The sequence below is a fragment of the Pseudomonas sp. B21-059 genome (genome assembly GCF_026016285.1).
In the GTDB taxonomy this organism is placed as follows: domain Bacteria; phylum Pseudomonadota; class Gammaproteobacteria; order Pseudomonadales; family Pseudomonadaceae; genus Aquipseudomonas; species Aquipseudomonas danubii.
The window spans coordinates 207467-229919 of record NZ_CP087201.1; the positions used below are offsets into that span (position 1 = coordinate 207467).

The following is a 22453-nucleotide window of genomic DNA, read 5'->3' on the forward strand; positions in this document are numbered from 1 at the left end:
GTCATGTCGATCGAAGTCCGTAATGTCAGCAAGAACTTCAACGCCTTCAAGGCCCTGAACAGCATCAACCTGGATATCCACAGCGGCGAGCTGGTGGCCCTGCTGGGCCCGTCCGGCTGCGGCAAGACCACCCTGCTGCGCATCATCGCCGGCCTGGAAACGCCGGATGACGGCAGCATCGTGTTCCACGGCGAGGACGTTTCCGGCCACGACGTGCGCGATCGCAACGTCGGTTTCGTGTTCCAGCACTACGCCCTGTTCCGCCACATGAGCGTGTTCGACAACGTCGCCTTCGGCCTGCGCATGAAGCCCAAGAACCAGCGTCCCAGCGAGAGCAAGATCGCCGAGAAGGTCCATGAGCTGCTGAACATGGTGCAACTGGACTGGCTCGCCGACCGTTACCCGGAGCAACTGTCCGGCGGCCAGCGCCAGCGTATCGCCCTGGCCCGCGCCCTGGCGGTGGAGCCCAAGGTGCTGCTGCTGGACGAACCCTTCGGCGCCCTCGACGCCAAGGTGCGCAAGGAGCTGCGACGCTGGCTGGCGCGGCTGCACGAAGACATCAACCTGACTTCGGTGTTCGTTACCCACGACCAGGAAGAAGCCATGGAAGTGGCGGACCGCATCGTGGTGATGAACAAGGGTGTGATCGAACAGATCGGCTCCCCGGGCGAGGTCTACGAGAACCCCGCCAGCGACTTCGTCTACCACTTCCTGGGTGACTCCAACCGCCTGCACCTGGGTGAGGACAACCACGTGCTGTTCCGTCCCCACGAAGTGTCGCTGTCGCGTTCGGAACTGGAAGACCATCACGCCGCCGAAGTGCGCGACATCCGTCCCCTGGGCGCCACCACCCGGGTCACCCTCAAGGTCGAAGGCCAGAGCGAGCTGATCGAGGCCGAAGTGGTGAAGGACCACGACAGCCTGATCGGCCTGGCCCGTGGCGAGACGCTGTTCTTCAAGCCCAAGGTCTGGCAGAAACACTCCAGCCTCTGACCCCACCGACATCACGCCCGCTGTAGGAGCTGGCTTGCCAGCGAAAGCGTCCTCCAGGTTTGTACCTGGCTCGAAGGCCCTTCGCCGGCAAGCCGGCTCCTACGCAGAGGATGTTGCGTATCGACGGTGGGTGATGGCGTTCGCTATTGCTGCTAGCTCGATTCGATCTATGGCCCGTGCCCTGGGCGCAAGTTTCCTTATCTACGCTGGAAACTGTGCCAGGAGGGCGCAATTGAAGAGTCCTTGAAGGACCAGCGTTCTGTCTCCTGGCCAGCCTGATGCCAAGGAGACAAGCATGAAAAAGGAAGTCCATCGGCCCGGTCCGAGGTTCGGTTGTGCACTCTGCGGTGCACTGCTCAGCCCTCTGGCCCTGGCGCTCGCGCCCCCAGACCTGTCCTCGCGCATACCCTACGACGTTGCAGTGACCGCCCCCCCGGAACCGACCCTGGAAAGCCTGCAGCGGGATTTTGACGTGCTGTCCTGGCAGACCTTCATCGCCCTCAACTGGCCAGCCCAGGCCGACGGCAGTCCCGGCGTTGGGCCCATCGGCAAGGAGGACGGTCCCACCGTCTGGGAAGGCTGGAAAGAGAGCTATCAGATCTTCCGGGCCAAGGGTGAGAAGCCTTTGGCCTGGGAGGCTCCGGCGATTCTTCCCAAACCCTGTGAGGGGCTCAAGTCCGGACGCCTGCTGCAACAGATGGGCAAGGTCGCGGGTGTCCTCGACGAGTTCATCCAGCCGTTCCAGAGCGGCCCGCTGGTGGACCAGAGCGGCACCTACACCCGTAACGAAATCGTGGTCAACCGGCCGATGTTCAACGATATCGTCGACAAGGGCTTGTACAGCGTCCAGGGCCAGCAGGCGTATTTCGCCGCCAGCCCGAACAACCGCGTGGCCTTCAGCTGCAGCTCCAATCCCCACCAGAAGCACGGCGCAATCATGGTCAAGGCCTCGTGGAAGGTGCTGGACGGCAACGACCAGCGCAGCCGCTTCCATACGGTGGACGCCCTGGTCTATACCCCCGGCAACAGCGATCCGACCCGCGGGCCCATCGTGGAAGAGTCGTGCAAGGCCGAGGCGGTGGGCCTGGTGGGCCTGCACATCGTGCACAAGACCGCGCTGGCCCCGCAGTGGGTCTGGTCGACCTTCGAACACGTGGACAACGTGCCGGAAAAAACCACCCCGCCGGAGCAGCGCAAAGGCCCGTACCTGTTCTACAACGCCGCCAGCCCGGCCAAGGTCAACGAGCCGCCGCCCCGGCCCTGGAACCCGGCGGTCAAGGCCACGCCGTCGCAGATCGTCCGCGAGATCCCGCTGACCGAGGCCGCCAAGGCGCTGAACAGCACCTACCAGGCGCTGTTGCGCACGGCCAACCCGCAGAGTGTCTGGGCCAACTACCAGATGATCGACACCCAATGGCCCGCCGATCCGGCCCCTGACTGCGAGACGCCGTCGCCGACCAATCCCTTGGGCAGCCCGGCCCCGACCTTCCTCGCCAACGCCACCCTGGAAACCTATATCCAGGGCACGGTGCCCCAGGCGTCCTCCAGTTGCATGGATTGCCACAACAACGCGACCACCCGGGTCACCCAGAACCCCCGCACCACCTTCGCCGACTTCACCTATCTGCTGGAGCGTGCCCAATCCACTGGCGCCGCAGGGAGCAAACCATGAGCACCGAGCGTGAGAATTTTGTCGGCCTGTCCTCGGCGTTGCTGGGGATCGGCAAGGCCTTGCTGGCGCCGTCGATCGACCCCATCGACCTGCCCAGCCAGTTTCTGGCCTATATCCGCCCGAAGCTGACCGAGGCCCAACTCAATGACCTGCTGAGCCAGTACGCCAGCCTGGTGGCTGACCAGCAGAGCCCGGAACAGATCGCCCGGGCGCTGCTGATGAGCAACGGCAAGCCGGCGGCCACACCTGCGGCCAAGGCCTGTCGTTCGATCATGAAAATGTGGCTGCTGGGGGTCTGGTACCAGCCTTATGACGCCAGCAGCTTCAAGGCCGGGCAGCAGTGGGTCGTGTCCGACCTGGCGTACCAGCAAAGCTGGGCCTGGAAGGCCGCCCAGGCCCATCCCATGGGCTACAGCCAGTTTCATTTCGGCTACTGGAACGAGACGCCGCCGAGCCTGGAGGCCTTTACCGGTGTGCCCGCCAAGGGGCAGCAAGGAGCTTCGTCATGAGCACAGAACAAGCGGATGTGGTGATAGTCGGCGCTGGCCTGGCCGGTAGCATCATCGCCTATCAACTGGGTCTGGCCGGGGTCAAGGTGCTGGTGCTGGAGTCCGGGCCGAGCATTCCGGCCAATCGTACGCAATACATGGAGCGCTTCTACAACGCCACCCTGAAGACTCCCGAGTCGCCCTATCCTCCGGCCAGCAACCTGCAGCCGCAGCTTTATCCGGAACTGCAGCCGGACCAGCAGAACGCGCCGCGCCCAACCATTGCCGACCTGATCAACGGCTGGCAGAACCCGCAGACCAGCTACCTGGTGCAGAAAGGCCCGCTGGCCTTCACCAGCACCTATGAGCGGGTGGGCGGCGGCACCACCTGGCACTGGGTCGCCACCTGCCTGCGCATGCTGCCCAATGACTTTCGCCTCAAGTCGCTGTACGGCGTCGGGGTCGACTGGCCCATCGGCTACCAGGATCTGCAAAGCGCCTACTGCCGCGCCGAGGCGGAGATCGGCGTGGCGGCGGATGTGGGTGACCAGGACTACCTGGGCATGACCTTTCCCGAGGATTATCAATTCCCCATGCACAGCATTCCGCTGTCCCTGGTGGACGAGCGTTTCATCAAGGCGCTCAAGGGCCATTCGTTTGCCGGCATGCCACTGTTCGTGAGCCCGACGCCGGCCGGGCGCAACTCCGAGCCTTATGCCGGGCGCCGGGTCTGTGCGGGCAATACCAACTGCACGCCGATCTGCCCGATCCAGGCCAAGTACGACGCCACGGTGACTCTGAACAAGGCGCTGGAGACCGGCAATGTCCGGGTGCTGTACAAGAGCGTGGCGAGCAAGGTCCGGGTCGATGGCAAGTCCAGCATCAGCGGCATCGAGTTCATCCAGTACCAGTTGGGGGACGGCCCGCCCACCGCCAATGGCGTGGCCCTGGGGCAGCACTATGTGATCGCCGCCCACGCCATCGAGACCCCCAAGCTGTTGCTCAACTCAGCCTGTCCCGAGGCACCCAATGGCGTGGCCAACAGCAGTCTCCAGGTCGGGCGCAGCCTGTCGGACCACCCGATCTACCTGGCCTGGGGGCTGATGCCGCCGGGGCAGACGGTGTTCCCTTATCGTGGGCCGGTGTCCACGGCGGGCATCGAGAGCCTGCGCGATGGGGCCTTTCGCAGTCACCGGGCGGCCTGGCGCATCGAGATCGGCAATGAGGGCCTGAACTGGCCGATCGGCGATCCCTACACCACGGTGTGCGACCTGATCGACGGCCAGAACAACAGCCACACCAACCCGTTGCCCGGAGACAAGCATGATCCCCAGGCGTTGTTTGGAGCGGACCTGATCCGTGCCCTCAACGACCGCCTGATCCGCCAGTTCCGAATTGCCTTCCTGGTGGAACAGGTGGAGAAGGATCCGGACCACGCCGACTGCTACATAGTCCCTTCTACCGAGTACAAGGACCGCCTGGGCATCCCCCGTCCGGAGATTCACTACAACCTGTCGGACTACACCAAGGAGGGCTTCAAACAGGCCCGGCAGGCCGCCACCTACATCATCACCGAGCTGCTGGGGGCCACCGAACTCACGGACCTCAAGCCGGACCCCAAGACCAACCCCGGGTTCTTCGTCTACGACGGCGAGCCCTACAGCTTCCAGGGCGCCGGGCACCTGATGGGGACTTACCGCATGGGGGACAACCCCAGGGACTCGGTGGTGGACAAGCATCAGCGCAGTTGGGATCACCGCAATCTGTTCCTGGTGGGAGACGGGGTGTTTCCCAGCAGCGGTACGTCCAATCCGAGCCTGACCATTGCCGCGTTGTCGTTCCAGGCCGCCGATGTGCTCGCCAACGAGCTCAAGGCCAGCACCGTGACGGTCCAGGCCAATCAGCCCTGGCAAGGCACCGGGGTGCAACTCAATGGGATCAGTGCGCAATTGGTGCGCTACGTCAGCGGGCGCTGGTCTGCCAGTCCGGCGGGGGGCATGGTGGACGGCCGGGGCAATCCGGTCTACATCGCCAAGTCCGGCTATACCTTGCCGGGGGCCAGCGAGGGCGCGCTGATCGGCCGCGTCGGGAGCGCTGGCACGCCCTTTCTGATCGGCGATCTGGCGCAGATACCGGCGGGCCAGCAAGGAGAGTTGCAGCTGTGCATCAATGACGACCTGGACGGGCGTTACGGTGTCGGCCTGAAGGACAACCAGGGCGCACTGACGGTGCGAGTGGAGTTTGGCGGCTTGTGACCCATCCTGGCCGGGCGTGCAGTCGGCACGCCCGGCCAGGGACTTCAGATCATGGCTTTTTTCTGGCGCAGGGCCACGGGGCCCGAACGCTGTTCGATGGCCTGTTTCAAGTCATGGCGCAGCCCCAGCAGGAACGCCAGTTCGGCCACCACGAACAGCGGGCCGACGATCAAGCCCGACAGATCATCGACAAAGGCCGGCTTGCGGCCTTCGTAGTAATGGCCGATGAACTGGATCACCCAACCGATCACGAACAGGCCCAGGCCGCTGCTCAACCACAGCCCGGTGCTTTGCGCTGCCAGCGCTTGCCCGGCCCAGACCGACAGCCCCATCAGCACACTCATCAACACGCCCAGGCGCAACTCCAGGCGCAGGTAGAACACCGCTGAGGCCAGGGCCAGCAGTACGGCCGGCGACAGCACGATGCCCGCCAGCGGCCAGGCGGGACGGGACAGCAGCACCGCCACCGCCAGAACGATCATGGGAATGCCGATAAAGTGGCTGGCGATATTGCGCGGGTCGCGGTGGTAGGCGGCGTATTGACTCAGATGATCAACGAGGCTTTTCATTGTTGTTCCTCCGTTAGGGTGGCCCGATCATGCCCGGCCGCCGATCACGGCACTGTCAGCTAGGCGACAATCACGCCGATGCCTTGAGGAAAAAACCTGTTCATGGACATGCAGCAGTGGCGTGACTGCCTGATGACCGGCCAGTGGTTCAGCCACCTGCCGGATTCCTTACAGAATAGTTTGCTCGGCGGTGCCCGCCTGCGCCGCTTGGCGCCGGGGCAATGCCTGTTCCTGCGTGGCGATCCGCCCTGCGGCTTGTACGCGGTGCTGGAAGGGACGGTGCGGGTGGGAGCCGTCAGCGAGCAGGGCAAGGAAGCCTTGCTCAGCCTGATGCAAGCGCCGCACTGGTTTGGCGAGATCTGCCTGTTCGACGGCCAGCCGCGTACCCACGATGCCTACGCCGAGGGTGCCTGCACCCTGCTTCAGGTGCCGCAGTCGAGCTTGTTGCAACTGTTGGAGCAACAGCCGCAGTACTGGCGCCAGTTCGCGCTGTTGATGAGCCACAAACTGCGCCTGGCCTTCATCAACCTGGAACAACTGAGCCTGATGCCGGCGCCGGCTCGTGTGGCCAGTCGCCTGCTGGCGATGGCCGGCGGCTACGGCGAAGTCAGCCAAAGTCGCAGCCTGCTGCAACTGCCCCAGGAGCAACTGGCGCTGATGCTCTCGCTGTCGCGCCAGACCACCAACCAGATCCTCAAGGACCTGCAGCACCAGGGCATCCTGCGCCTGAGCTACGGCGAGATCGAAATCCTCGACACCGAGCGCCTGCGCGCCCTCGCAGGCCTGTAGGCGCTGGCTTGCCAGCGAAGGAGCCCGCAAGACCGCCTTCGCCGGCAAGCCGGCTCCTACAAAATCCCGCGCGATTTCTCTGCCGATCGTAGGATCTGGCTTGCCAGCGAAGAGGCCCGCAAGACCGCCCTCGTCAGCAGCCAGCTCCTACGAACCGCGATAAGTCGAGAAGCCATAAGGGCTGAGCAACAACGGAATGTGGTAGTGCTGCTCGGTCTGCTTGACCTCGAAGATCACCGGAATCTCCGGAAAGAAGGTGTCGCGCTTGGCCTGCTTGAAGTATTCGCCGGTCTTGAACACCACCCGGTATTCACCCGCCGTCAGCGCCTGACCAGCGGGAAACAGCTCGCTGATCCGCCCCTGCTCGTTGGTCACGCCGCTGGACAGGGCTTTCCAGTCCTGGCCCACATGCTGCTCCAGGGTCACCTTGACCCCCGGTGAGGGCAAACCGTTCTCCAGGTTGAGCACGTGCACGCTCAAGGGATTGCCCGCCGCCAGGGCCAGGCTCGACAGACCGCAGAGGCCGATGGCCGCCAGGCTATTACGCAAAATATTCATGTCCCACTCCTTTCTCGATTGAACAAACAACAGACTCTGTAGCCGCTGCCGAGCCCGCGAGGCTGCGCATTAGCGCAACGCGGGCGCGGCACTCCAGTTCACTGACGTCCGGCCTCGGCCGCCAACCCCACCCGCTGTGCCGCCTGTAACGCGCACGCTTCGTCCTGCGCCGCGCCGCCCGCACCGGCAATGCCCATCGCGCCCACCAGCTGGTTGCCGGCAAACAAGGGAATGCCGCCGCCGAGCAACAACAGCTCCGGCAAGGTATTGAGATTGGCCGCCTCGGGGTTGTTGCGCGCCCGCTCGGCGAACAGCCGGGTAGGGGTCTTGGTGGACAGCGCGGTATACGCCTTGCGCTGGCTGGCGACGGTGTTGTGTGGGCCGACGCCATCAGCGCGCAGGGTCACCAAGAGGTTGCCGCCACGGTCCAGCACCGACACCACGGCCGTGCACTGGGCCAAGCTGGCGTCCGCCAACTGACGGGCGGTGGCCAGGTCCAGCTCTGCGTGACGCGGAAGTTCCGGGGCCGCCAGGGCAGTGCCGGCAAGGCCCAGACCAACGCTTAGAACGAGGGTTTTGCAGATCATGGGAAGGCTCCTGAAAGACAGGTCGCCACCTTACCCAGCGGTGCTCGTCAGAACCTCGTCAGTTGGATTACAAGTTTGTAATGGGCAATCGCGCGCGGGGCGCCTAGCCTGTGCCGATCATTTCCGAGGTGCACCATGCGTTTGCTGGTAGTTGAAGACGAAGCCAAGACCGCGAATTTTCTGGCCAAGGGGCTGGGAGAGTCCGGATTCGCTGTGGACGTGGCCCTGAACGGTCTGGACGGGCGCTATTTCATCGAGCAGCAGGAATACGACCTGATCATCCTCGACGTGATGCTCCCCGGTCTCAACGGCTGGCAGTTGCTGCAGTTGATCCGCCAGCGCGGCGCCACCCCGGTGCTGTTCCTCACCGCCAAGGACGCCATCGAAGACCGGGTCCGTGGCCTGGAACTGGGCGCCGACGACTACCTGCTCAAGCCCTTTGCCTTCGCCGAACTGCTGGCCCGGGTCCGCACTCTGCTGCGCCGCGGGCCGCTGCGCGAGGCTGAATCCTTCAGCATCGCCGACCTGGAGATCGACGTGCTGCGCCGTCGGGTCAGCCGTGGCGGCCAACGCATTGCCCTGACCAACAAGGAGTTCGCCCTGCTGCACCTGTTGGCCAGCCGCCAGGGCGAAGTGCTGTCGCGGACCCTGATTGCCTCCCAGGTGTGGAACCTGAATTTCGACAGCGACACCAACATGGTGGAAGTGGCGGTTCGCCGGCTGCGGGCCAAGGTCGACGATCCCTACATGCCCAAGCTGATCCACACCGTGCGTGGCGTCGGCTACCAGCTGGAAGCCCCGGATGAAGCGCTCTAGTTCCATCGCCTGGCGGCTGGCCCTGGCCTTTGCCGCGGTCTGCGCCCTGGTGCTCAGCGTGATCGGGGTGTTCCTCTACCGCTCCCTGGCCGAGGAAATCGCCTACCGCGACGACCTCGCCCTGTTGGGACGTCTGGAACAGGTGCGCGCCCTGCTGCAGGACAGCGACAGCCTGGACGCCCTGCAAGCCCGGCCCCGGCTGTACCAGAACATGCTGGGCAACCAGGAAAGCCTGCTGCTGGTGCTGCGGGCCGATGGCTCGACGGTGATCGGCATCAACCCCCGGCAACAGCGCTTGCCCGAGTTGCTGCCGATTGCCCGTGAGCAACGCCCGCAACGCCGCGACATCCTCCTCTGGCCGGGCAGCGACCAGGTTCCGGTGGCCCTGCTGGCGGGGCAGGCCAGCGGCCCCAAGGGCGAGGCGCTGACGGTGATTGCCGGGAAGGTACTCAGCGAGCGCGAGCAGATGCTCGCCAGCTACCGCCTGCGCCTGTACCTGGCGGTAGGCCTGGGGGCCTTGCTGGCCTTCGCCCTGGGCTTGCTGTTATTGCGTCGGGGCTTGCAGCCGCTGCGCCAGCTCAGCGAGTCGGTGCGCGAGATCGATCTGCGCAGCCTCGACCGACGCCTGCACACCAGCGGCATCCCGGCCGAATTCCACGAGCCGGTGCAAGCCTTGAACGCCATGCTGGCGCGCCTGGAGGAGAGCTTTCAGCGCTTGTCGCAGTTCTCCGCCGACCTGGCCCATGAAATCCGCACGCCGTTGCACAACCTGTTGGGCAGCAACGGCCTGGCCCTGAACCAGCCCCGCAGCGCCGCGGAGTACCAGGAAGTGCTGGCCTCCAACATGGAGGAGTTCGAGCGTCTGGGACGCATGGCCGAGAACCTGCTGTTCCTGGCCCGGGCCGAGCAGGCCGATGCGGCGCTGGACCGCCAACTGCTGTCACTCTCGGGCGTCGGCGCGCAGTTGTGCGACTACTTCGAAGCCCTGGCCGATGACCGGCAAATCCGTCTGGAGAACGGTTTTTACGGCGAGCTGCTGGCCGACCAGCAACTGCTGCAACGGGCCCTGGGCAACCTCCTGGCCAACGCCGTGCGCCATGCTGACGGGGGGTCGCTGATCCGCCTGCGGCGCCGCGACGAAGCCGGCTGGTGCTGGCTGCAGGTGCACAACCAGGGGCCGGCGATTGCCCCTGAGCATCTGCCCCGGTTGTTCGACCGCTTCTACCGGGTCGACCCGTCCCGCGCCGAACCGGGGGATTCCGGCGGCCTGGGCCTGGCCATCGTGCGCTCGATCATGCTGCTGCATGGCGGTCAGGTGCGGGTCGCGAGCGAGGGGCAGGCCACGGTGTTCGAACTGGGTTTTGCGGTTCTTTAACGGTGACCGGATCAACGGGTCAGGCTGCGCGCCACACCGGTTTTCCAGGCCTCGCTCATGGCCTCGGCCATGCCCTTGAAGGCGGGATGCGCCGCGCTATAGACCTGCATCTCGCCCATCGCCTGTGCCATGCCGTGCTCGACCTGTTGCAACAGTTCATGGCTGCGGCCTTCGCTGAGGTTGCAGGCCGTGCGGGCGAAGCGCAGCAGCGCCTGGCGTTTGGGCCAGGCCTTGGAGCCTCCCAGCAATAGCGCCAGGCTGTCCGCCTTGATGTAGACCGACGTGGTCACCAGATCAAAGGCCGGTGCCAGGCTGACGGGGGCTTCCACATCCGTGTCGGGGTACAGCACGCCGAAGTTCTTCAGATGGGCATCGCCATTTCTCAGTCCGGCCGACAACGCCACGATCTTGAAGAATGACTCCAGGGCCCGGTTCAGTAGGTGTGGGGAGACAAAGGCCTTGATCTGTTTCGCCGCGCCTTCGTAGGAGCCGTCGTACTTGGCTTTTGCCGGCCAGGCGTTGAGCACGCAGAAATCCTCGAAACCCAGGTAGCCCTGGGCGCTCAGGTCGAAACGTTTGACCACCAGGAACTGGCCATTCTGGCTGAGTTCGATCTCCGGCACTGGCAGGCCGGCATGCAGCGCCGCACGCATGCAGAAGAATTCGTTGGCGGCCAGGTGGGGGTATTGATCGGCGCGAAAAGCCTTCACCAAATGAGTAGCGCCGCGATGGGTCAGGCGTTCGACGCTGTTGGTGCTGTCGCGGATCAGGACTTTGGGCTGCACCCCGGAAACCCCTGAATACTGGCCATAGGTCGCCAATAGATCCTCGAACAGTCCCTCGGCACCGTCATGCACCAACAGGTCCTCCAGGCTGGTTTCCGGCAGCGGCGCCTGGGGTGATTGCGTTGTGCTGATGGCCACCCGACCCAGTTGGTGCGGCCCCACGATCGATAACAGAGCGAAGTCGTCGAAACCGCGCACCGCCTTGCTGAAACGGCGCAGCAGTTCATCACGCAGCGAACCTTCCGGCAGGTGCATATCGAACACCGGTAGCAGGCCTCGATCCCAGCCATAGCTCGCCAGGCGTGGCGGCATGGTCAGCGAGACCGCGTCGCGGGGCGAGGTGTTGTCGCTGTAGGTGAAAACCGAGTCCGCCTGCGCCTGGCCACGGCCGAGAGTGCCCACCGCCATGCCGGCCACCCGGATGTGCAGCCGCTGTTGCTCAGTCATGGAAATGCGCCTGTTTCAGGCTGTCCAGGGTCGGGCGTTGCCGGGGGCGGGGCACGGCGCTGAGCTCGTAGCCAAAACCATTGAGAATGGCTTCGACCTTGCGCAAGCCGATTTCGGTAATGGTGTTGTTTTCAATCCCCGAGATAGTGGCGCGGCTCATGCCGTATTGTGCTGCCAGTGCCTGCTGCGAGAGCTTGCGCTCTTTGCGCAGGGTCCGGATCAGTTGTCCAAGGCTTTCCATGGGATTTATTCCGCATTGTATGCAATGCATTTTTACTGAAAAATTATTTAATGCATCCTATTTGATGCATTGTGCAGTGTAGATCGGCAGGGTCTTTTTCGCGGGATTTTTTACTGGTGGAGGTTGCACCCGTCGCTGCACCTGTAGGAACCGGCTGGCCGGCGCAGGGGCTCAACGCAAACCGTCGCGAAACTGCCCCGGGGTCATCCCGGTCCAGCGTTTGAACGCCCGGCTGAAGCTGCTGGCATCGGCAAAGCCCAGCAGGTAGCTGATTTCGCTCAGGGAGCATTCCAGGTCCCGCAGGTGCAGCAGGGCGAGGTTCTCCCGGCATTCGTTGAGCAGGGTGTCGAAGCGCGTGCCTTCATCCGCCAGGTGCCGTTGCAGGCTGCGCAGGCTCAGGTGCAGGGCCTGGGCGACTCGTTCCGCGGAGGGTTCGCCTTCCGGCAATTGGGCTTCGATCACGCCGCGCACCTTGCGCTCCCAGGTCAGCGGCCGCAGTTGCAACAGGGTGCGCTTGAGCACCGCTTCGTTGTGCTCGGCCAGTTCCGGGTTGGCGTCGTCCAGGTGGCTGTCGAAATCGTGCAGGCCGAATTCCAGGCAGTCGTCGGCGGCGGCAAAGTGCACCGGGCAGCGGAACACCTTGTGCCACTGGCTCGGGTCCGCCGGGGCCGGGCGCCGCAAATGCACGGCCAGCGGCGCGTAGTCGCGGCCCAGGCGGTTGCGGCAGGTGCGCACGTAGATCGCGGCAAACGCGTCGATGGCCTCGATGGCCGGCTGCGGCGCGCCTTCGGGCACCTTGAGGAAGAACCGGTAGCGGTCCGGCTCGCGGGTCAGGGCCAGTTCCAGGGCGTCGCTGACCACCTGGTGATAACGCACGATGCGCTCGAACACTTCCCGCAGGCTGCCGCTGGCCACCAGGGCGTAGCCCAGGGCATGAAAGGTGGTGGGGCTGACAAAGCGCGACACCCGCAGGCCAATGGCCGGGTCGCCGCTGGCCTGCACGGCGAGATGCCACAGGCGGGTGGTGGCCGACAGCGGGTAGCGGGCGTTGGGGTCGTCCATCAATTGCGGGTCGAGCCCGGCTGCGCGGCACAGTGCGTCGCTGTCGAGGTCGAGGGCGTCCAGTTGCTTGCGCAAGGCGCGGGTCCAGCTGGCAAGGGAAGTGGCTTCGGTCATGCGATTGGCGCGTCCGGTCAACAGGTTGGCGTTTACGGCTAGGGCCCGGAGCCGGGGCTCGGGGCAGGATGCACACATCACTGACCAGAGGATGGAATCATGCAGGGTATTTCTGCAAGCCCCGAGCGGATGAACGCACAACAGCGAGCGGCGCACATTCGCCAGGTGGTCCTGGCCCGGGGCGATGAACTGCGCCGGCGCTTTCCCTTGCTGCGGCACCAGGACGCCTTGGGCGCGGGGATTTTGCTATTTGCCCTGTCCGGGATGCTGGGGTCAGCGGCGCTCTATATCGGTGGCTACCTGACTTGGTGGGCGTGCCTGCTGCTCAACGCGTTCTTCGCTTCCCTGACCCACGAGCTGGAACACGACCTTATCCACAGCATGTACTTTCGCAAGCAGCGCCTGCCCCACAACCTGATGCTGGCGCTGGTCTGGCTGGCGCGGCCGAGCACCATCAACCCCTGGGTGCGGCGCCACCTGCACCTGAATCACCACAAGGTGTCCGGCAGCGAGAGCGATATCGAAGAGCGCGCCATCACCAACGGCGAACCCTGGGGCATCGCCCGCCTGCTGATGGTCGGGGACAACATGATGGCGGCCTTCATCCGCCTGCTGCGGGCGCCGGGGGCCAGGCACAAGCTGCGCATCCTCAGCCGCACCCTGGCGGTGTACGCGCCGCTGGCCCTGCTGCATTGGGGCGCCTGGTACCTGTTCCTCGGCTTTCACGCCGCCAATGGCGTCGCCGCGTTGCTCGGCAGCCCGATCCAGTGGTCGCAGGACACCCTGGCGCTGATGCACGGCATCGATATTGCCGTGGTGGTGATCATCGGTCCCAACGTGCTGCGCACCTTCTGCCTGCACTTTGTCAGCTCCAACATGCACTACTACGGCGATATCGAACCGGGCAACGTGATCCAGCAGACCCAGGTGCTCAACCCCTGGTGGATGTGGCCGCTGCAGGCCTTCTGCTGCAACTTCGGCAGCACCCACGGCATCCATCATTTCGTGGTCAAGGAGCCCTTTTACATCCGCCAGCTGACGGCGCCGGTGGCACACAAGGTGATGGCCGAGATGGGCGTGCGCTTCAACGATTTCGGCACCTTTGCCCGGGCCAACCGCTTTCATCCCGTGGAGCAGGTGACCACGCAACCTGCGCATAACGCCCGGGCTTGAGGGGGCGGACTGTCTTTCTGGTTAAATATCCAAGGACCGATAACGTTAAGCCAAGGTCACGCGGCGCCGGGAAACGCCCGGAATCCGCGAAGGGGCAACGACAGGGAGACGCTATGAACAGTGCGCTAAGGCGATTGATCGCCGTTGCCTTGATGAGTGTGGGCAGCGTGTCGCTGGCCGACTCGGTGGTGGAAGGCCGCGACGAGGCGCTGGCGCTGAGTATCTTGAAGCATCTGGAAGTGAACGGTTTTCCGCAATTCCTTAAGGCCGCGGCACTACCCGGACGGCACCACGCTGGGCCAGACGCCCTATCGGATCTACGAGAAGGCCGCAGACGCCGATGGCACCTACAGCGCGACGGACGAAGAACAAAGCTGGATCTACAGCGTCAGCGTGATGGAGCAGGGGAAGCAGGGCATCACCATCTGTTTTGTCGACCAGAACCTGCACGGCAGCTACCTGGCCGCTTCGCCGTTGCGGGTCGAGAAAAACCGGGCGGGGCATTACGTTGTGGTCAAGGAACTGCCAACAACCCCGGCCTGCCGCATCACCCGAGGCTGAGGCCAGCGCCTGGCGCAGCCCGGTGTATTCACCGACAACCCAAACGCACCGCGTAGGAGCCGGCTTGCCGGCGAAAGGGCCCTGGAGACTTGTGTTGTTCTGGAGGACGCTTTCGCTGGCGAGCCAGTTTCTACGCTGGCCCGCTCTTGCACGGTCCGGTTCATAGCCAGCTCCTACAAGCTCAATCCGGCTGGAACGGCGATTCGCTGAGGATCACTCCGGTTTCATCCACATAACGCTGCCATTCCTCCAGCAGCGTGCGCAGTTTTTCCGGTTGGCGCTGGGCCAGGTCGTGAACCTCCCCCGGGTCCTGGCCCAGGTCATACAACTGCCAGGTCGCCGGCCCCACCGGCCCGGGGATGTACACCGCCTTCCACTGGCCCTGGCGAATCGCCCGGCGGCCGAACAGCTCCCAGCCGGTCACCGTGTGCTGGTCATGCACCTGGGCGGTTTCGCCGGAGAGAAAGCCCAGCCAGGACTTGCCCCGCAGCGGCGCCACATCGCGTCCGCGCCAGCGCTTGCCGGGGTGACGCACGCCGGCCAGGTCGAGCAGGGTCGGGGTGATGTCCATCACCGTGCCGAAGCCGTGGCTGATCTGTCCCTTGAGCGGCAACTGCGGGTAGTGCAGCAGCGCCGGCACACGAATCCCGCCCTGGGTGGTGAAGGCCTTGAACAGCCGCGATGGCGCCGTGGCCGCCTGGGCCCAGGCCGGGCCGTACCAGACGTAGGAGTTGGCCCGGCCGATGTTTTCCAGGCGGTTGTCGTAGTGCCGGTTGAGGTAAGTGAGCAGCTCCGGTCCGAACTTGGGAAAGGCTTCCAGCAGTGCGCCCTCGGCGCCGTTGTCGGACATGAACAGGATCAGGGTGTTGTCCAGTTGCCCCTGCTGGCGCAGGTAGTCCACCACCCGGCCGATGTTCCAGTCCATGCGCTCGACCATCGCCGCATACACCTCCATGGCCCGCGCCGAAACCTGCCGCTGTTCGTCGCTGAGGGCGTCCCACTCGGCGTTGAGGTTGATCAGCGGATGAGGCTCGACCTCGGCCTCGATCAGGCCCAGGGCCTTGAGTTTTTCCAGGCGTTCCAGGCGCAGCACCTCGGGGCCAGCGTCATAGCGGCCGCGGTACTTGGCGACGATCTCCGCCGGGGCCTGCAGCGGCCAGTGGGGCGCCGAGAACGGCAGGTAGGCGAAGAACGGCCGGCTCTGGTCGCGCTCTTTCAGGTACTGCAAAAGCTTGTCGCCGAAGGCATCGGAGGAATAGAAATCCGCCGGCAGTTCATCGATGAAGCGATCGTCCTCGATGTACAGCGCCGGAGTGGATTTGAGCAGCCCGGGGGTGTGCTCATCGTAGGTGGGCTCGAAGCCGTAGTGATTGGCCGCCCCCGGCAGCAGCGAAAACGAACGCTCAAAGCCCCGGGCATGGGGCGCGCGCTCGGCGGTGAGCCCCAGGTGCCATTTGCCGCTCATCAGGGTCTGGTAGCCGGCCTCGCGCAGCAGTTCCGGCAGGGCCACCACCCGGTCATTGAGGTAACCCTCGTAGCCCGGCTTGCCGATCAATTCGGGGGTCAGGGCTTCGGCCATGGTGCCGATCCCGGCGATGTGATGGTCGGTGCCGGTGAGCAGCATGGAGCGGGTCGGCGAGCAGGTCGGGGCGGTGTGGAAGTCGGTCAGGCGCAGGCCACCTGCGGCCAGGGCATCGAGGTTCGGCGTGGCGATCTCGCCACCGAAGGCGCCGAGGTCGGAGAAGCCCAGGTCGTCGGCCAGGATCACTAGAAAGTTGGGACGTTGCGGCATCGCGGCACTCCTGTTCAGCAGGCAATGAAGGTCAAGGGCAGGTTGCGGATCTGCACCGGCTGCGGCGCCTGGTAGTGATCATCGCTGGTGAGTTCGTGGAGCAGTTCTTCACGCAGTTGGTGGAAGTCGAAACCGCTGCGCTGGCGTGGGTGCGGCAGGGCCACCTCGACCACGCGCTTGATGCGGCCTGGGCGCGGTTCCATCACCACCACTCGGTCGGCGAGGAAGATCGCTTCCTCGACATCGTGGGTCACCAGCACCGTGGTGATTTTTGCCCGCTCGCGGATCGCCAGCAGCTCGTCCTGCATCTGCTGGCGGGTCAGGGCATCGAGGGCGCCGAAGGGTTCGTCCAGCAGCAGGATGCGCGGGCTGGCCACCAGCCCACGGGCAATGGCCACCCGCTGCGCCATGCCGCCAGAGAGCTGATGGGGATAGGCCCGGGTAAAGTCCTTGAGCCCTACCAGCTCGATGAAATCGTCGATCCGCCGCTGGCGCTCGGCGGCGCTCAGGGGCTCGTTGACCAGGCCCAGGCCGATGTTCTCGGCCACGGTCAGCCAGGGGAACAGACGGTGCTCCTGGAACACGATGCCGCGTTCACTGCCGATGCCGCTGACGGCCTGGCCGTCGACCCGGATCTCGCCGCGAAACTCGGTGTCCAGGCCAATCAGCAGGCGCAGCAGGGTGGACTTGCCGCAGCCGCTGGAGCCGACGATGGCGACGAACTCGCCGTCGGCGATGTCCAGGTTGAATTCGCGGATCGCCTCCACCTCGCCACCGGCGACGGCGAAGCTCTTGCCCACGTGATTGAAACTGACCAGGGGTGCGTTCATGCGTGTCTCCAGCGGGTGGCGCGGGTTTCGAGTTGTTGGCCCAGCAGATTGAGCAGGGCCCCGGTCAGGCCCACCAGGAGCATGCCGGCCATGATCAGATCCATGCGCAGCAGTTGCTGGGCGCTGATCATCTGGCTGCCGATGCCGCCATTGGACGGCATGAAATATTCCGCGCCGATGGTGCCCATCCAGGCGTAGATCAGGCTGATGCGCAGGCCGGCGAAAATCCCCGGCGCCGCGCCGGGTAGCACCAGCCGCCGCAAGCGTTGCCAGAGGTTCAGGCGCAGTACCTGGGCGGCCTCCGCCAGTTGCGGTGACAGCTGGGCAACGCTGCGCTGGGTGGCGATGAATAACGGGAAGAAGGCGGCCAGGGCGACGAACACCCACTTGGCCAGCTCCCCCAGGCCGAACCAGGCGGTGAGCAGCGGCACCCAGGCGAAAATGGCGATCTGGCGAATGGCGGCCAGGGTCGGCCCCAGCAGTCGTTCACTGAGGCGCGACAGCCCCAGCAGCAGGCCAAGGGCCAGGCCCAGTCCGCCACCCAGGGCCAGGCCGCCGAGGGCGCGACCCAGGCTCAGGCCCATGCCTCCCAGCAAGCTGCCGTCCCGCAGGCCGTCGACAGTGGTGCTGAGTACTGCCAGCGGGCTTACCAGGATGTTGGCGTCCACCCATTGCCCTGCGCTCGCCACTTGCCACAGGGCCAGCAAGGCCAGGGGCAGCAGCCAGGGTTGCAGGCGTTGCCAGCCCTGGTAGCGCGGGCCACGGCGCAGAGCGGCGGTGGCCGGGTGCGGCCAGTGCACCAGGGTGCGATCCAGCCAGCCGATGCCGCGGTCCATGCACACCCCCAGCACGCCGATCACCAGGATGCAGACGAAGACGATATCCAGCATGAACAGCTGCCGCGCCCAGACCATCAGGTAGCCGATGCCTTCGCTGGAGGCCAACAGCTCCACCGCCAGCAACGAAGTCCAGCCGGTGGCCAGGGCCAGGCGCACCCCGGCCATGAACGCCGGCAGCGCGGCGGGCAGCACCAGGCGGCGGATCAGCAAGGCCGGGGGCAGGCGCAGCACTGCGGCGGCTTCTCGCAGCTTGGGCTGGGCATCACGCACGCCCACCAGGGTGTGCAAGGTCACCGGCACCACCACGGCCTTGACCAGCACCACCAGCTTGAGCACTTCGCCGATGCCGAAAAACACCATGAACAAGGGAATCCAAGCCAGGGTCGGAATCTGTGCCAGGGCGCCGAAGGTGGGGTACACCAGACGCTCCAGACGCCGACTGAAACCCAGGGCGCCGCCCAGCAGGGCCCCGGCGGCGATGCCGGCCAGCAAGCCCCAGAACAGCCGTTGCAGGCTGATCGCCAGGTGGCTCCACAGCTCGCCGCGGCCCAGCTCCAGGGCGCTGCTCCAGACCAGGGCCGGGGCCGGCAGGATCTGCTCGCTCATCCACAGGTTGCGGCTGGCCAGCCACCACAGGACGAACAGGCTCAGGGGCAGCAGCCAGGGCAGCAGGCGCTGATGGATTGCGGGCCAGCCCGGGCGTCCGTTGGACGGTGCCGCCAGGGGCAGGCTGAGCAGGGAAACACGGGCCATGGATGACCTCCGTCGTCGGGTGCTGCATGGCGTGGGTCGATGCCGTAGGCGCTGGCTTGTCAGCCAATCAGCGCTTGAGGACTACGCAAGGCTGGCGGGCCGCTGCGCCGGCAAGCTGACTCCTACGGCATATGCATTGCAGTTCTATTAAATTTCTTATCGATTCTATTAAGAGATAAGAGAAGCCATTTAAGGCTTCTGCCCGACACGCATCCAATGCATTTGAAGAATATTTTTCATGCATTTCATGCATGTTCCCGGGGATGCCCGTGGGCACTGATTTATTCGAATGAGTTATTAAAATGTGAATTTATAGTATTTAAATGTTGATCGATTCCGTGCCTACCTTCTGCTCCTCACAGCCTTTGCCATCAGGAGCCGCACCCATGAACCTTCCCTTCAAACGCGTGATCAGCCTGTTCGCCGCGCCGGCCCTGGCGGGACTGCTGGGTTGCCTGCCGCTGCTGGCCCAGGCCGCCGAGCTCAAGGAAATCCGCATCGCCGTGCCCGACCTCAGCGCCGGCACCCAGCACAGTGGTGGCGGAGTGGTGGACGTGCTGCGCCAGCAACAGATCTTCGAAAAGGCCTTTGCCGACCAGGGCATCCAGATCCAGTGGAATTTCTTCAAGGGCGCGGGGCCGGTGATCAACGAAGCCTTCGCCAACGGCCAGGTGGACCTGGCCTATCTCGGGGATCTGGCGGCCATCATCGGCAAGTCCAATGGCCTGGATACGCGTTTGCTCAGCGCCTCGGCCCGTGGGGTCAAGCATTACCTGGGGGTGGTGCCGGGCTCAGGGATCAAGACCCTGGAAGACCTCAAGGGCAAGCGTGTGGCGGTGTTCCGGGGCACCGCCACCCAGCTGTCGTTCGATGCCGCCCTGGCCAGCCGGGGCCTGAGCGAGAAGGATCTGAAAGTGGTCAACCTCGACTTCAACGCGGCGGTGGCGGCCCTGGCGGCCAAGCAGATCGACGCCTCCTGGGGCAGCACCGGGCTTTCCGCCCTGCGCAGCAAGGGGCTGGCCGAACTGCCCCTGAGCACCAAGGACCTGGGCGGCGCCGGCAGCGTGCAGAGCGTGCTGGTGGGCGCCGGCAAATTTGTCGACGAGCATCCCGAAGCCGTTGAAAAACTGCTCAAGGCCCAGCAGCAGGCCGTAGAGTGGCTGACCCAGGACAGCAACAAGGACGCCTATATCCAGCTGGTGTCGGGCTTGGCCAGCTACCCGCCGGTGATCCTGCAGGAAGACCTCAAGGACCAGCGCCTGAGCGAGATCTTCCCCTCGACCCTGGACCCGGTGTTCCTCGGCAAACTGCAGGATTCGGTGGATCTGGCGGCCAAGGAACGGTTGATCCGCAAGCCGTTCAAGGTGGAGGCCTGGGTCGCCCCACCGCTCGCCGCCGCCGGCCTGTAACCCCCTTCCTGAACCCCTGTAGCCGCTGCCGCAGGCTGCGCCCGGCACCGTAGGGGCCGCCGGGGCCGGCAACGCGGTCTACCTGGAGGAACCGGGTGCCGTCTTGCGCCGACTGCGTCGTCGTTCGCAGCCTGCGGCAGCGGCTACAAGGCTGCGTTCGGCACCGTGGGGGGCGCTGGGCCGGCAACGCGGTTTATCTGGAGGAACCGGGTGCCTCTTGCGCCGACTGCGTCGTCGTTCGCAGCCTGCGGCAGCGGCTACAGGGTTAGACGGCGATGCCGTGGGTTTGCTGGTCGACCGCCACCAGCACTTCGATCAACTTGCGCGCCGCTGGCGACAGGCGAAAACCGCTGCGGCTGACGATGCCGCAGCGGGCATTCAGGCTTTCGATGTTCTGCGGCAGGTTGCGCCAGTGCAGCAGCACCAGCGACCCCTGTTCGATGTCTTCGGCAAAGGCCTCGGCGGTGCCCACGCCAATGGCATTGGACTGGCGGACGATCTTCACCAGCGCCGGAAAGTGTTCAGTCTCGATGGTCGGTGAAAAGTCGATGCGTCCGCTGAGGTTGGCCAAAAGCTTGCGAATCCCCGGAGGGATCAGGGTGGTGGCCAGGGGGTAGTCGAACATGTCGTTGGTGGACAGGCTTTCCTTGGCCAGCAGCGGGTGCCCGGGGCGGCAGAAGAACACCCCGCGCTTGGGCGTCAGCGGCTGGGTCTGGTAGTTCGGATCGGCCTCGAAATGGCGGATGTCGGCGATAAAGAATTCGATCTCTTCGCGGTTCAGGCTGCGGCTGAGTTTCTCCCAGTTATCCACGGCAAAGCAGGTGCGCACCTTGGGGTGGGCGCTGCTGAACTGCGCCACCGCGTCGGGCACCAGTTTCACCGCCGGCGCCGGGCCGCAGCCGAAGCGCACCTCGCCGGCATCGAGCTTGGTCATCTGGGTCACTTCGCTGCTGAGCAAGGCCGCGCCCTGTACCAGGCTCAAGGCGTGCTGCAGCACCACCTGGCCTTCCGGGGTGGGGCGCAGATCCTTGTTGCCACGGTCCACCAGTACGCAGCCGAACTCCTGCTCCAGGCCCTGGATACTGCGGCTGAAGGCCGGTTGGGTGATGCCCATCGCGTCGGCGGCACGGACAAAACTGCGGTGTTCATTGAGGGCGATGAAGTAACGCAATTGGCGAAGATCCATATGCTTTCCCGGCATCCGAAAAATAGCTCGAAGGCATTTGCGACGAGTGAGGAATGAGGTTTTAAATGCAAGCTCTTATTCCGTCAACGAAGCATGTAGTTATCTATTAGATCCAAATTGAATATAGATAGAGCGTTGTTTCGCGGCGGTTCCCACCGTAAGCAGTCGATGAGGGTGTACCTGATGAGCAATGCCGCCTTAGCCGTTAAACCCGCTGTTGATGCCCTTGATATCCACCCGGTGGCCGGTCGCATCGGCGCCGAGATCCGTGGCGTGCAATTGTCCGGCGACCTCGACGCCGGCACCGTGGACGCCATCCAGCAGGCGCTGGTGCAGTACAAGGTGATCTTCTTCCGCGGCCAGACCCACCTCGACGACCAGAGCCAGGAAGCCTTCTCCCACCTGCTGGGCGAACCGGTGGCCCACCCCACCGTGCCGGTGCGCGACGGCACCCGCTACCTGTTGGAACTGGACGGCGCCGAGGGTCAGCGGGCCAACTCCTGGCACACCGACGTGACCTTCGTCGACGCCTACCCGAAAGCCTCGATCCTGCGTTCGGTGGTGGCCCCGGCTTCCGGTGGCGACACGGTGTGGGCCAACACCGCCACCGCGTACAACGAACTCTCGGCGGAACTGCGGGAACTCGCGGACAAGCTCTGGGCGGTGCACAGCAACGAATACGACTACGCCGGGGCCAAGCCTGATGTCTCGGCGGAGAAGCTGGAGCGTTACCGCAAAGTCTTCACCTCCACCGTATTCGAGACCGAGCACCCGATCGTCCGCGTGCACCCCGAAAGCGGCGAAAAGAGCCTGGTGCTGGGGCACTTCGTCAAGCGCATCAAAGGCTATTCCCAGGCCGATTCGGCGCACCTGTTCAACCTGCTGCAAAGCCACGTCACCCGCCTGGAAAACACCGTGCGCTGGCGCTGGAGCGCCGGTGACGTAGCGATCTGGGACAACCGCTCGACCCAGCACTACGCCGTGGACGACTACGGCACCCAGGACCGCATCGTGCGCCGCGTGACCCTCAAGGGCGACGTTCCGGTGGGCGTGCATGGCCAGCGCAGCCAGACCATCAAAGGCCTCTGACCCGCCCCACGGGCATTTACCCGATGAACCTGCCCACTGTAGGAGCTGGCTTGCCAGCGAATGCGCCCCA

The 22453-nt window shown here is 64.8% G+C and carries 21 protein-coding genes; 11 read left to right on the plus strand and 10 right to left on the minus strand.

Annotated elements, in window-relative coordinates:
- Positions 1 to 3: 3 nt before the first annotated feature.
- From LOY69_RS00935 to LOY69_RS00950, 4 genes are all read left to right on the plus strand, one after another.
- The gene (locus LOY69_RS00935; RefSeq protein ID WP_265074012.1) at positions 4 to 993 is read left to right on the plus strand and encodes a sulfate/molybdate ABC transporter ATP-binding protein; all 990 of its coding nucleotides are present in this window, start codon (positions 4 to 6) and stop codon (positions 991 to 993) included.
- Positions 994 to 1288: 295 nt separating this feature from the next.
- Complete coding sequence (locus LOY69_RS00940; RefSeq protein WP_110595274.1) at positions 1289 to 2665, plus strand: cytochrome C; 1377 nt, start codon at positions 1289 to 1291, stop codon at positions 2663 to 2665.
- Positions 2662 to 3174, plus strand: a complete 513-nt coding sequence (locus tag LOY69_RS00945) for a sorbitol dehydrogenase (protein ID WP_102882702.1) — start codon at positions 2662 to 2664, stop codon at positions 3172 to 3174. Before LOY69_RS00940 ends, LOY69_RS00945 begins: the two co-directional genes overlap by 4 nt.
- Positions 3171 to 5408, plus strand: coding sequence for a GMC family oxidoreductase (locus LOY69_RS00950; RefSeq protein ID WP_110651230.1), 2238 nt, complete (start codon positions 3171 to 3173; stop codon positions 5406 to 5408). Before LOY69_RS00945 ends, LOY69_RS00950 begins: the two co-directional genes overlap by 4 nt.
- 44 nt (positions 5409 to 5452) lie before the next feature.
- Here the strand turns inward: LOY69_RS00950 and LOY69_RS00955 are convergent, their stop codons facing one another.
- Entirely contained in the window at positions 5453 to 5977 is a 525-nt protein-coding gene (locus LOY69_RS00955) for a DUF962 domain-containing protein (RefSeq protein WP_102882704.1), read from the minus strand.
- A gap of 102 nt (positions 5978 to 6079) precedes the next feature.
- Here LOY69_RS00955 and LOY69_RS00960 point away from each other — a divergent pair, with 102 nt between their 5' ends.
- On the plus strand, positions 6080 to 6766 hold the full coding sequence (locus tag LOY69_RS00960; RefSeq protein WP_102882705.1) for a Crp/Fnr family transcriptional regulator: 687 nt from the start codon (positions 6080 to 6082) through the stop codon (positions 6764 to 6766).
- A gap of 147 nt (positions 6767 to 6913) precedes the next feature.
- Here the strand turns inward: LOY69_RS00960 and uraH are convergent, their stop codons facing one another.
- Together uraH and LOY69_RS00970 are read right to left on the minus strand one after the other, a co-directional pair.
- Positions 6914 to 7324, minus strand: coding sequence for a hydroxyisourate hydrolase (gene uraH, locus LOY69_RS00965; protein WP_102862589.1), 411 nt, complete (start codon positions 7322 to 7324; stop codon positions 6914 to 6916).
- A gap of 98 nt (positions 7325 to 7422) precedes the next feature.
- A complete protein-coding gene (locus tag LOY69_RS00970; RefSeq protein ID WP_102882706.1) occupies positions 7423 to 7911 on the minus strand; it encodes a GlcG/HbpS family heme-binding protein in 489 nt (162 codons plus the stop codon).
- A gap of 135 nt (positions 7912 to 8046) precedes the next feature.
- On the opposite strand from LOY69_RS00970, the gene LOY69_RS00975 reads away from it, so the two are divergent.
- Positions 8047 to 8727 carry a heavy metal response regulator transcription factor gene (locus tag LOY69_RS00975; protein WP_041115126.1) on the plus strand — a complete coding sequence of 227 codons (681 nt, stop codon included), beginning with the start codon at positions 8047 to 8049 and terminating at the stop codon, positions 8725 to 8727.
- Positions 8714 to 10102: a heavy metal sensor histidine kinase gene (locus tag LOY69_RS00980; protein WP_265074013.1), complete on the plus strand. Its 1389-nt coding sequence runs from the start codon at positions 8714 to 8716 to the stop codon at positions 10100 to 10102. Before LOY69_RS00975 ends, LOY69_RS00980 begins: the two co-directional genes overlap by 14 nt.
- 11 nt (positions 10103 to 10113) lie before the next feature.
- On the opposite strand, the gene LOY69_RS00985 is transcribed toward LOY69_RS00980, so the two are convergent.
- From LOY69_RS00985 to LOY69_RS00995, 3 genes are all read right to left on the minus strand, one after another.
- Entirely contained in the window at positions 10114 to 11334 is a 1221-nt protein-coding gene (locus LOY69_RS00985; RefSeq protein ID WP_253085845.1) for a type II toxin-antitoxin system HipA family toxin, read from the minus strand.
- Positions 11327 to 11575: a helix-turn-helix domain-containing protein gene (locus LOY69_RS00990; RefSeq protein WP_102862594.1), complete on the minus strand. Its 249-nt coding sequence runs from the start codon at positions 11573 to 11575 to the stop codon at positions 11327 to 11329. The genes LOY69_RS00985 and LOY69_RS00990 overlap by 8 nt, the downstream gene beginning before the upstream one ends.
- A 171-nt stretch (positions 11576 to 11746) precedes the next feature.
- Complete coding sequence (locus LOY69_RS00995; RefSeq protein WP_102882708.1) at positions 11747 to 12751, minus strand: AraC family transcriptional regulator; 1005 nt, start codon at positions 12749 to 12751, stop codon at positions 11747 to 11749.
- 99 nt (positions 12752 to 12850) lie between these two features.
- Between LOY69_RS00995 and LOY69_RS01000 the strand changes: the two genes are divergently transcribed.
- Together LOY69_RS01000 and LOY69_RS01005 are read left to right on the plus strand one after the other, a co-directional pair.
- Positions 12851 to 13924, plus strand: a complete 1074-nt coding sequence (locus LOY69_RS01000; protein WP_265074014.1) for a fatty acid desaturase — start codon at positions 12851 to 12853, stop codon at positions 13922 to 13924.
- Between the two features lie 396 nt (positions 13925 to 14320).
- On the plus strand, positions 14321 to 14485 hold the full coding sequence (locus LOY69_RS01005) for a hypothetical protein (RefSeq protein WP_265074015.1): 165 nt from the start codon (positions 14321 to 14323) through the stop codon (positions 14483 to 14485).
- Positions 14486 to 14666: 181 nt separating this feature from the next.
- On the opposite strand, the gene LOY69_RS01010 is transcribed toward LOY69_RS01005, so the two are convergent.
- From LOY69_RS01010 to LOY69_RS01020, 3 genes are read right to left on the minus strand one after another with little or no spacing between them, the layout of a single operon-like run.
- Entirely contained in the window at positions 14667 to 16277 is a 1611-nt protein-coding gene (locus LOY69_RS01010; RefSeq protein WP_265074016.1) for an arylsulfatase, read from the minus strand.
- Between the two features lie 14 nt (positions 16278 to 16291).
- Positions 16292 to 17107 carry an ABC transporter ATP-binding protein gene (locus LOY69_RS01015; RefSeq protein WP_110595281.1) on the minus strand — a complete coding sequence of 272 codons (816 nt, stop codon included), beginning with the start codon at positions 17105 to 17107 and terminating at the stop codon, positions 16292 to 16294.
- Complete coding sequence (locus LOY69_RS01020; RefSeq protein ID WP_110595282.1) at positions 17104 to 18699, minus strand: ABC transporter permease; 1596 nt, start codon at positions 18697 to 18699, stop codon at positions 17104 to 17106. The genes LOY69_RS01015 and LOY69_RS01020 overlap by 4 nt, the downstream gene beginning before the upstream one ends.
- A gap of 386 nt (positions 18700 to 19085) precedes the next feature.
- Here LOY69_RS01020 and LOY69_RS01025 point away from each other — a divergent pair, with 386 nt between their 5' ends.
- On the plus strand, positions 19086 to 20108 hold the full coding sequence (locus LOY69_RS01025) for an ABC transporter substrate-binding protein (RefSeq protein ID WP_265074017.1): 1023 nt from the start codon (positions 19086 to 19088) through the stop codon (positions 20106 to 20108).
- 265 nt (positions 20109 to 20373) lie between these two features.
- Here the strand turns inward: LOY69_RS01025 and LOY69_RS01030 are convergent, their stop codons facing one another.
- Positions 20374 to 21294, minus strand: coding sequence for a LysR family transcriptional regulator (locus LOY69_RS01030; RefSeq protein WP_102862601.1), 921 nt, complete (start codon positions 21292 to 21294; stop codon positions 20374 to 20376).
- A 183-nt stretch (positions 21295 to 21477) separates the two neighbouring features.
- On the opposite strand from LOY69_RS01030, the gene LOY69_RS01035 reads away from it, so the two are divergent.
- Positions 21478 to 22383, plus strand: a complete 906-nt coding sequence (locus LOY69_RS01035) for a TauD/TfdA dioxygenase family protein (protein WP_110651294.1) — start codon at positions 21478 to 21480, stop codon at positions 22381 to 22383.
- Positions 22384 to 22453: the final 70 nt, after the last annotated feature.

Coding starts and splice junctions, on each gene's coding strand:
- LOY69_RS00935 (WP_265074012.1), top strand. CDS start 4: ATGTCGATCGAAGTCCGTAATGTCAGCAAGAACTTCAACGCCTTCAAG.
- LOY69_RS00940 (WP_110595274.1), top strand. CDS start 1,289: ATGAAAAAGGAAGTCCATCGGCCCGGTCCGAGGTTCGGTTGTGCACTC.
- LOY69_RS00945 (WP_102882702.1), top strand. CDS start 2,662: ATGAGCACCGAGCGTGAGAATTTTGTCGGCCTGTCCTCGGCGTTGCTG.
- LOY69_RS00950 (WP_110651230.1), top strand. CDS start 3,171: ATGAGCACAGAACAAGCGGATGTGGTGATAGTCGGCGCTGGCCTGGCC.
- LOY69_RS00955 (WP_102882704.1), bottom strand. CDS start 5,977: ATGAAAAGCCTCGTTGATCATCTGAGTCAATACGCCGCCTACCACCGC.
- LOY69_RS00960 (WP_102882705.1), top strand. CDS start 6,080: ATGGACATGCAGCAGTGGCGTGACTGCCTGATGACCGGCCAGTGGTTC.
- uraH (WP_102862589.1), bottom strand. CDS start 7,324: ATGAATATTTTGCGTAATAGCCTGGCGGCCATCGGCCTCTGCGGTCTG.
- LOY69_RS00970 (WP_102882706.1), bottom strand. CDS start 7,911: ATGATCTGCAAAACCCTCGTTCTAAGCGTTGGTCTGGGCCTTGCCGGC.
- LOY69_RS00975 (WP_041115126.1), top strand. CDS start 8,047: ATGCGTTTGCTGGTAGTTGAAGACGAAGCCAAGACCGCGAATTTTCTG.
- LOY69_RS00980 (WP_265074013.1), top strand. CDS start 8,714: ATGAAGCGCTCTAGTTCCATCGCCTGGCGGCTGGCCCTGGCCTTTGCC.
- LOY69_RS00985 (WP_253085845.1), bottom strand. CDS start 11,334: ATGACTGAGCAACAGCGGCTGCACATCCGGGTGGCCGGCATGGCGGTG.
- LOY69_RS00990 (WP_102862594.1), bottom strand. CDS start 11,575: ATGGAAAGCCTTGGACAACTGATCCGGACCCTGCGCAAAGAGCGCAAG.
- LOY69_RS00995 (WP_102882708.1), bottom strand. CDS start 12,751: ATGACCGAAGCCACTTCCCTTGCCAGCTGGACCCGCGCCTTGCGCAAG.
- LOY69_RS01000 (WP_265074014.1), top strand. CDS start 12,851: ATGCAGGGTATTTCTGCAAGCCCCGAGCGGATGAACGCACAACAGCGA.
- LOY69_RS01005 (WP_265074015.1), top strand. CDS start 14,321: ATGGAGCAGGGGAAGCAGGGCATCACCATCTGTTTTGTCGACCAGAAC.
- LOY69_RS01010 (WP_265074016.1), bottom strand. CDS start 16,277: ATGCCGCAACGTCCCAACTTTCTAGTGATCCTGGCCGACGACCTGGGC.
- LOY69_RS01015 (WP_110595281.1), bottom strand. CDS start 17,107: ATGAACGCACCCCTGGTCAGTTTCAATCACGTGGGCAAGAGCTTCGCC.
- LOY69_RS01020 (WP_110595282.1), bottom strand. CDS start 18,699: ATGGCCCGTGTTTCCCTGCTCAGCCTGCCCCTGGCGGCACCGTCCAAC.
- LOY69_RS01025 (WP_265074017.1), top strand. CDS start 19,086: ATGAACCTTCCCTTCAAACGCGTGATCAGCCTGTTCGCCGCGCCGGCC.
- LOY69_RS01030 (WP_102862601.1), bottom strand. CDS start 21,294: ATGGATCTTCGCCAATTGCGTTACTTCATCGCCCTCAATGAACACCGC.
- LOY69_RS01035 (WP_110651294.1), top strand. CDS start 21,478: ATGAGCAATGCCGCCTTAGCCGTTAAACCCGCTGTTGATGCCCTTGAT.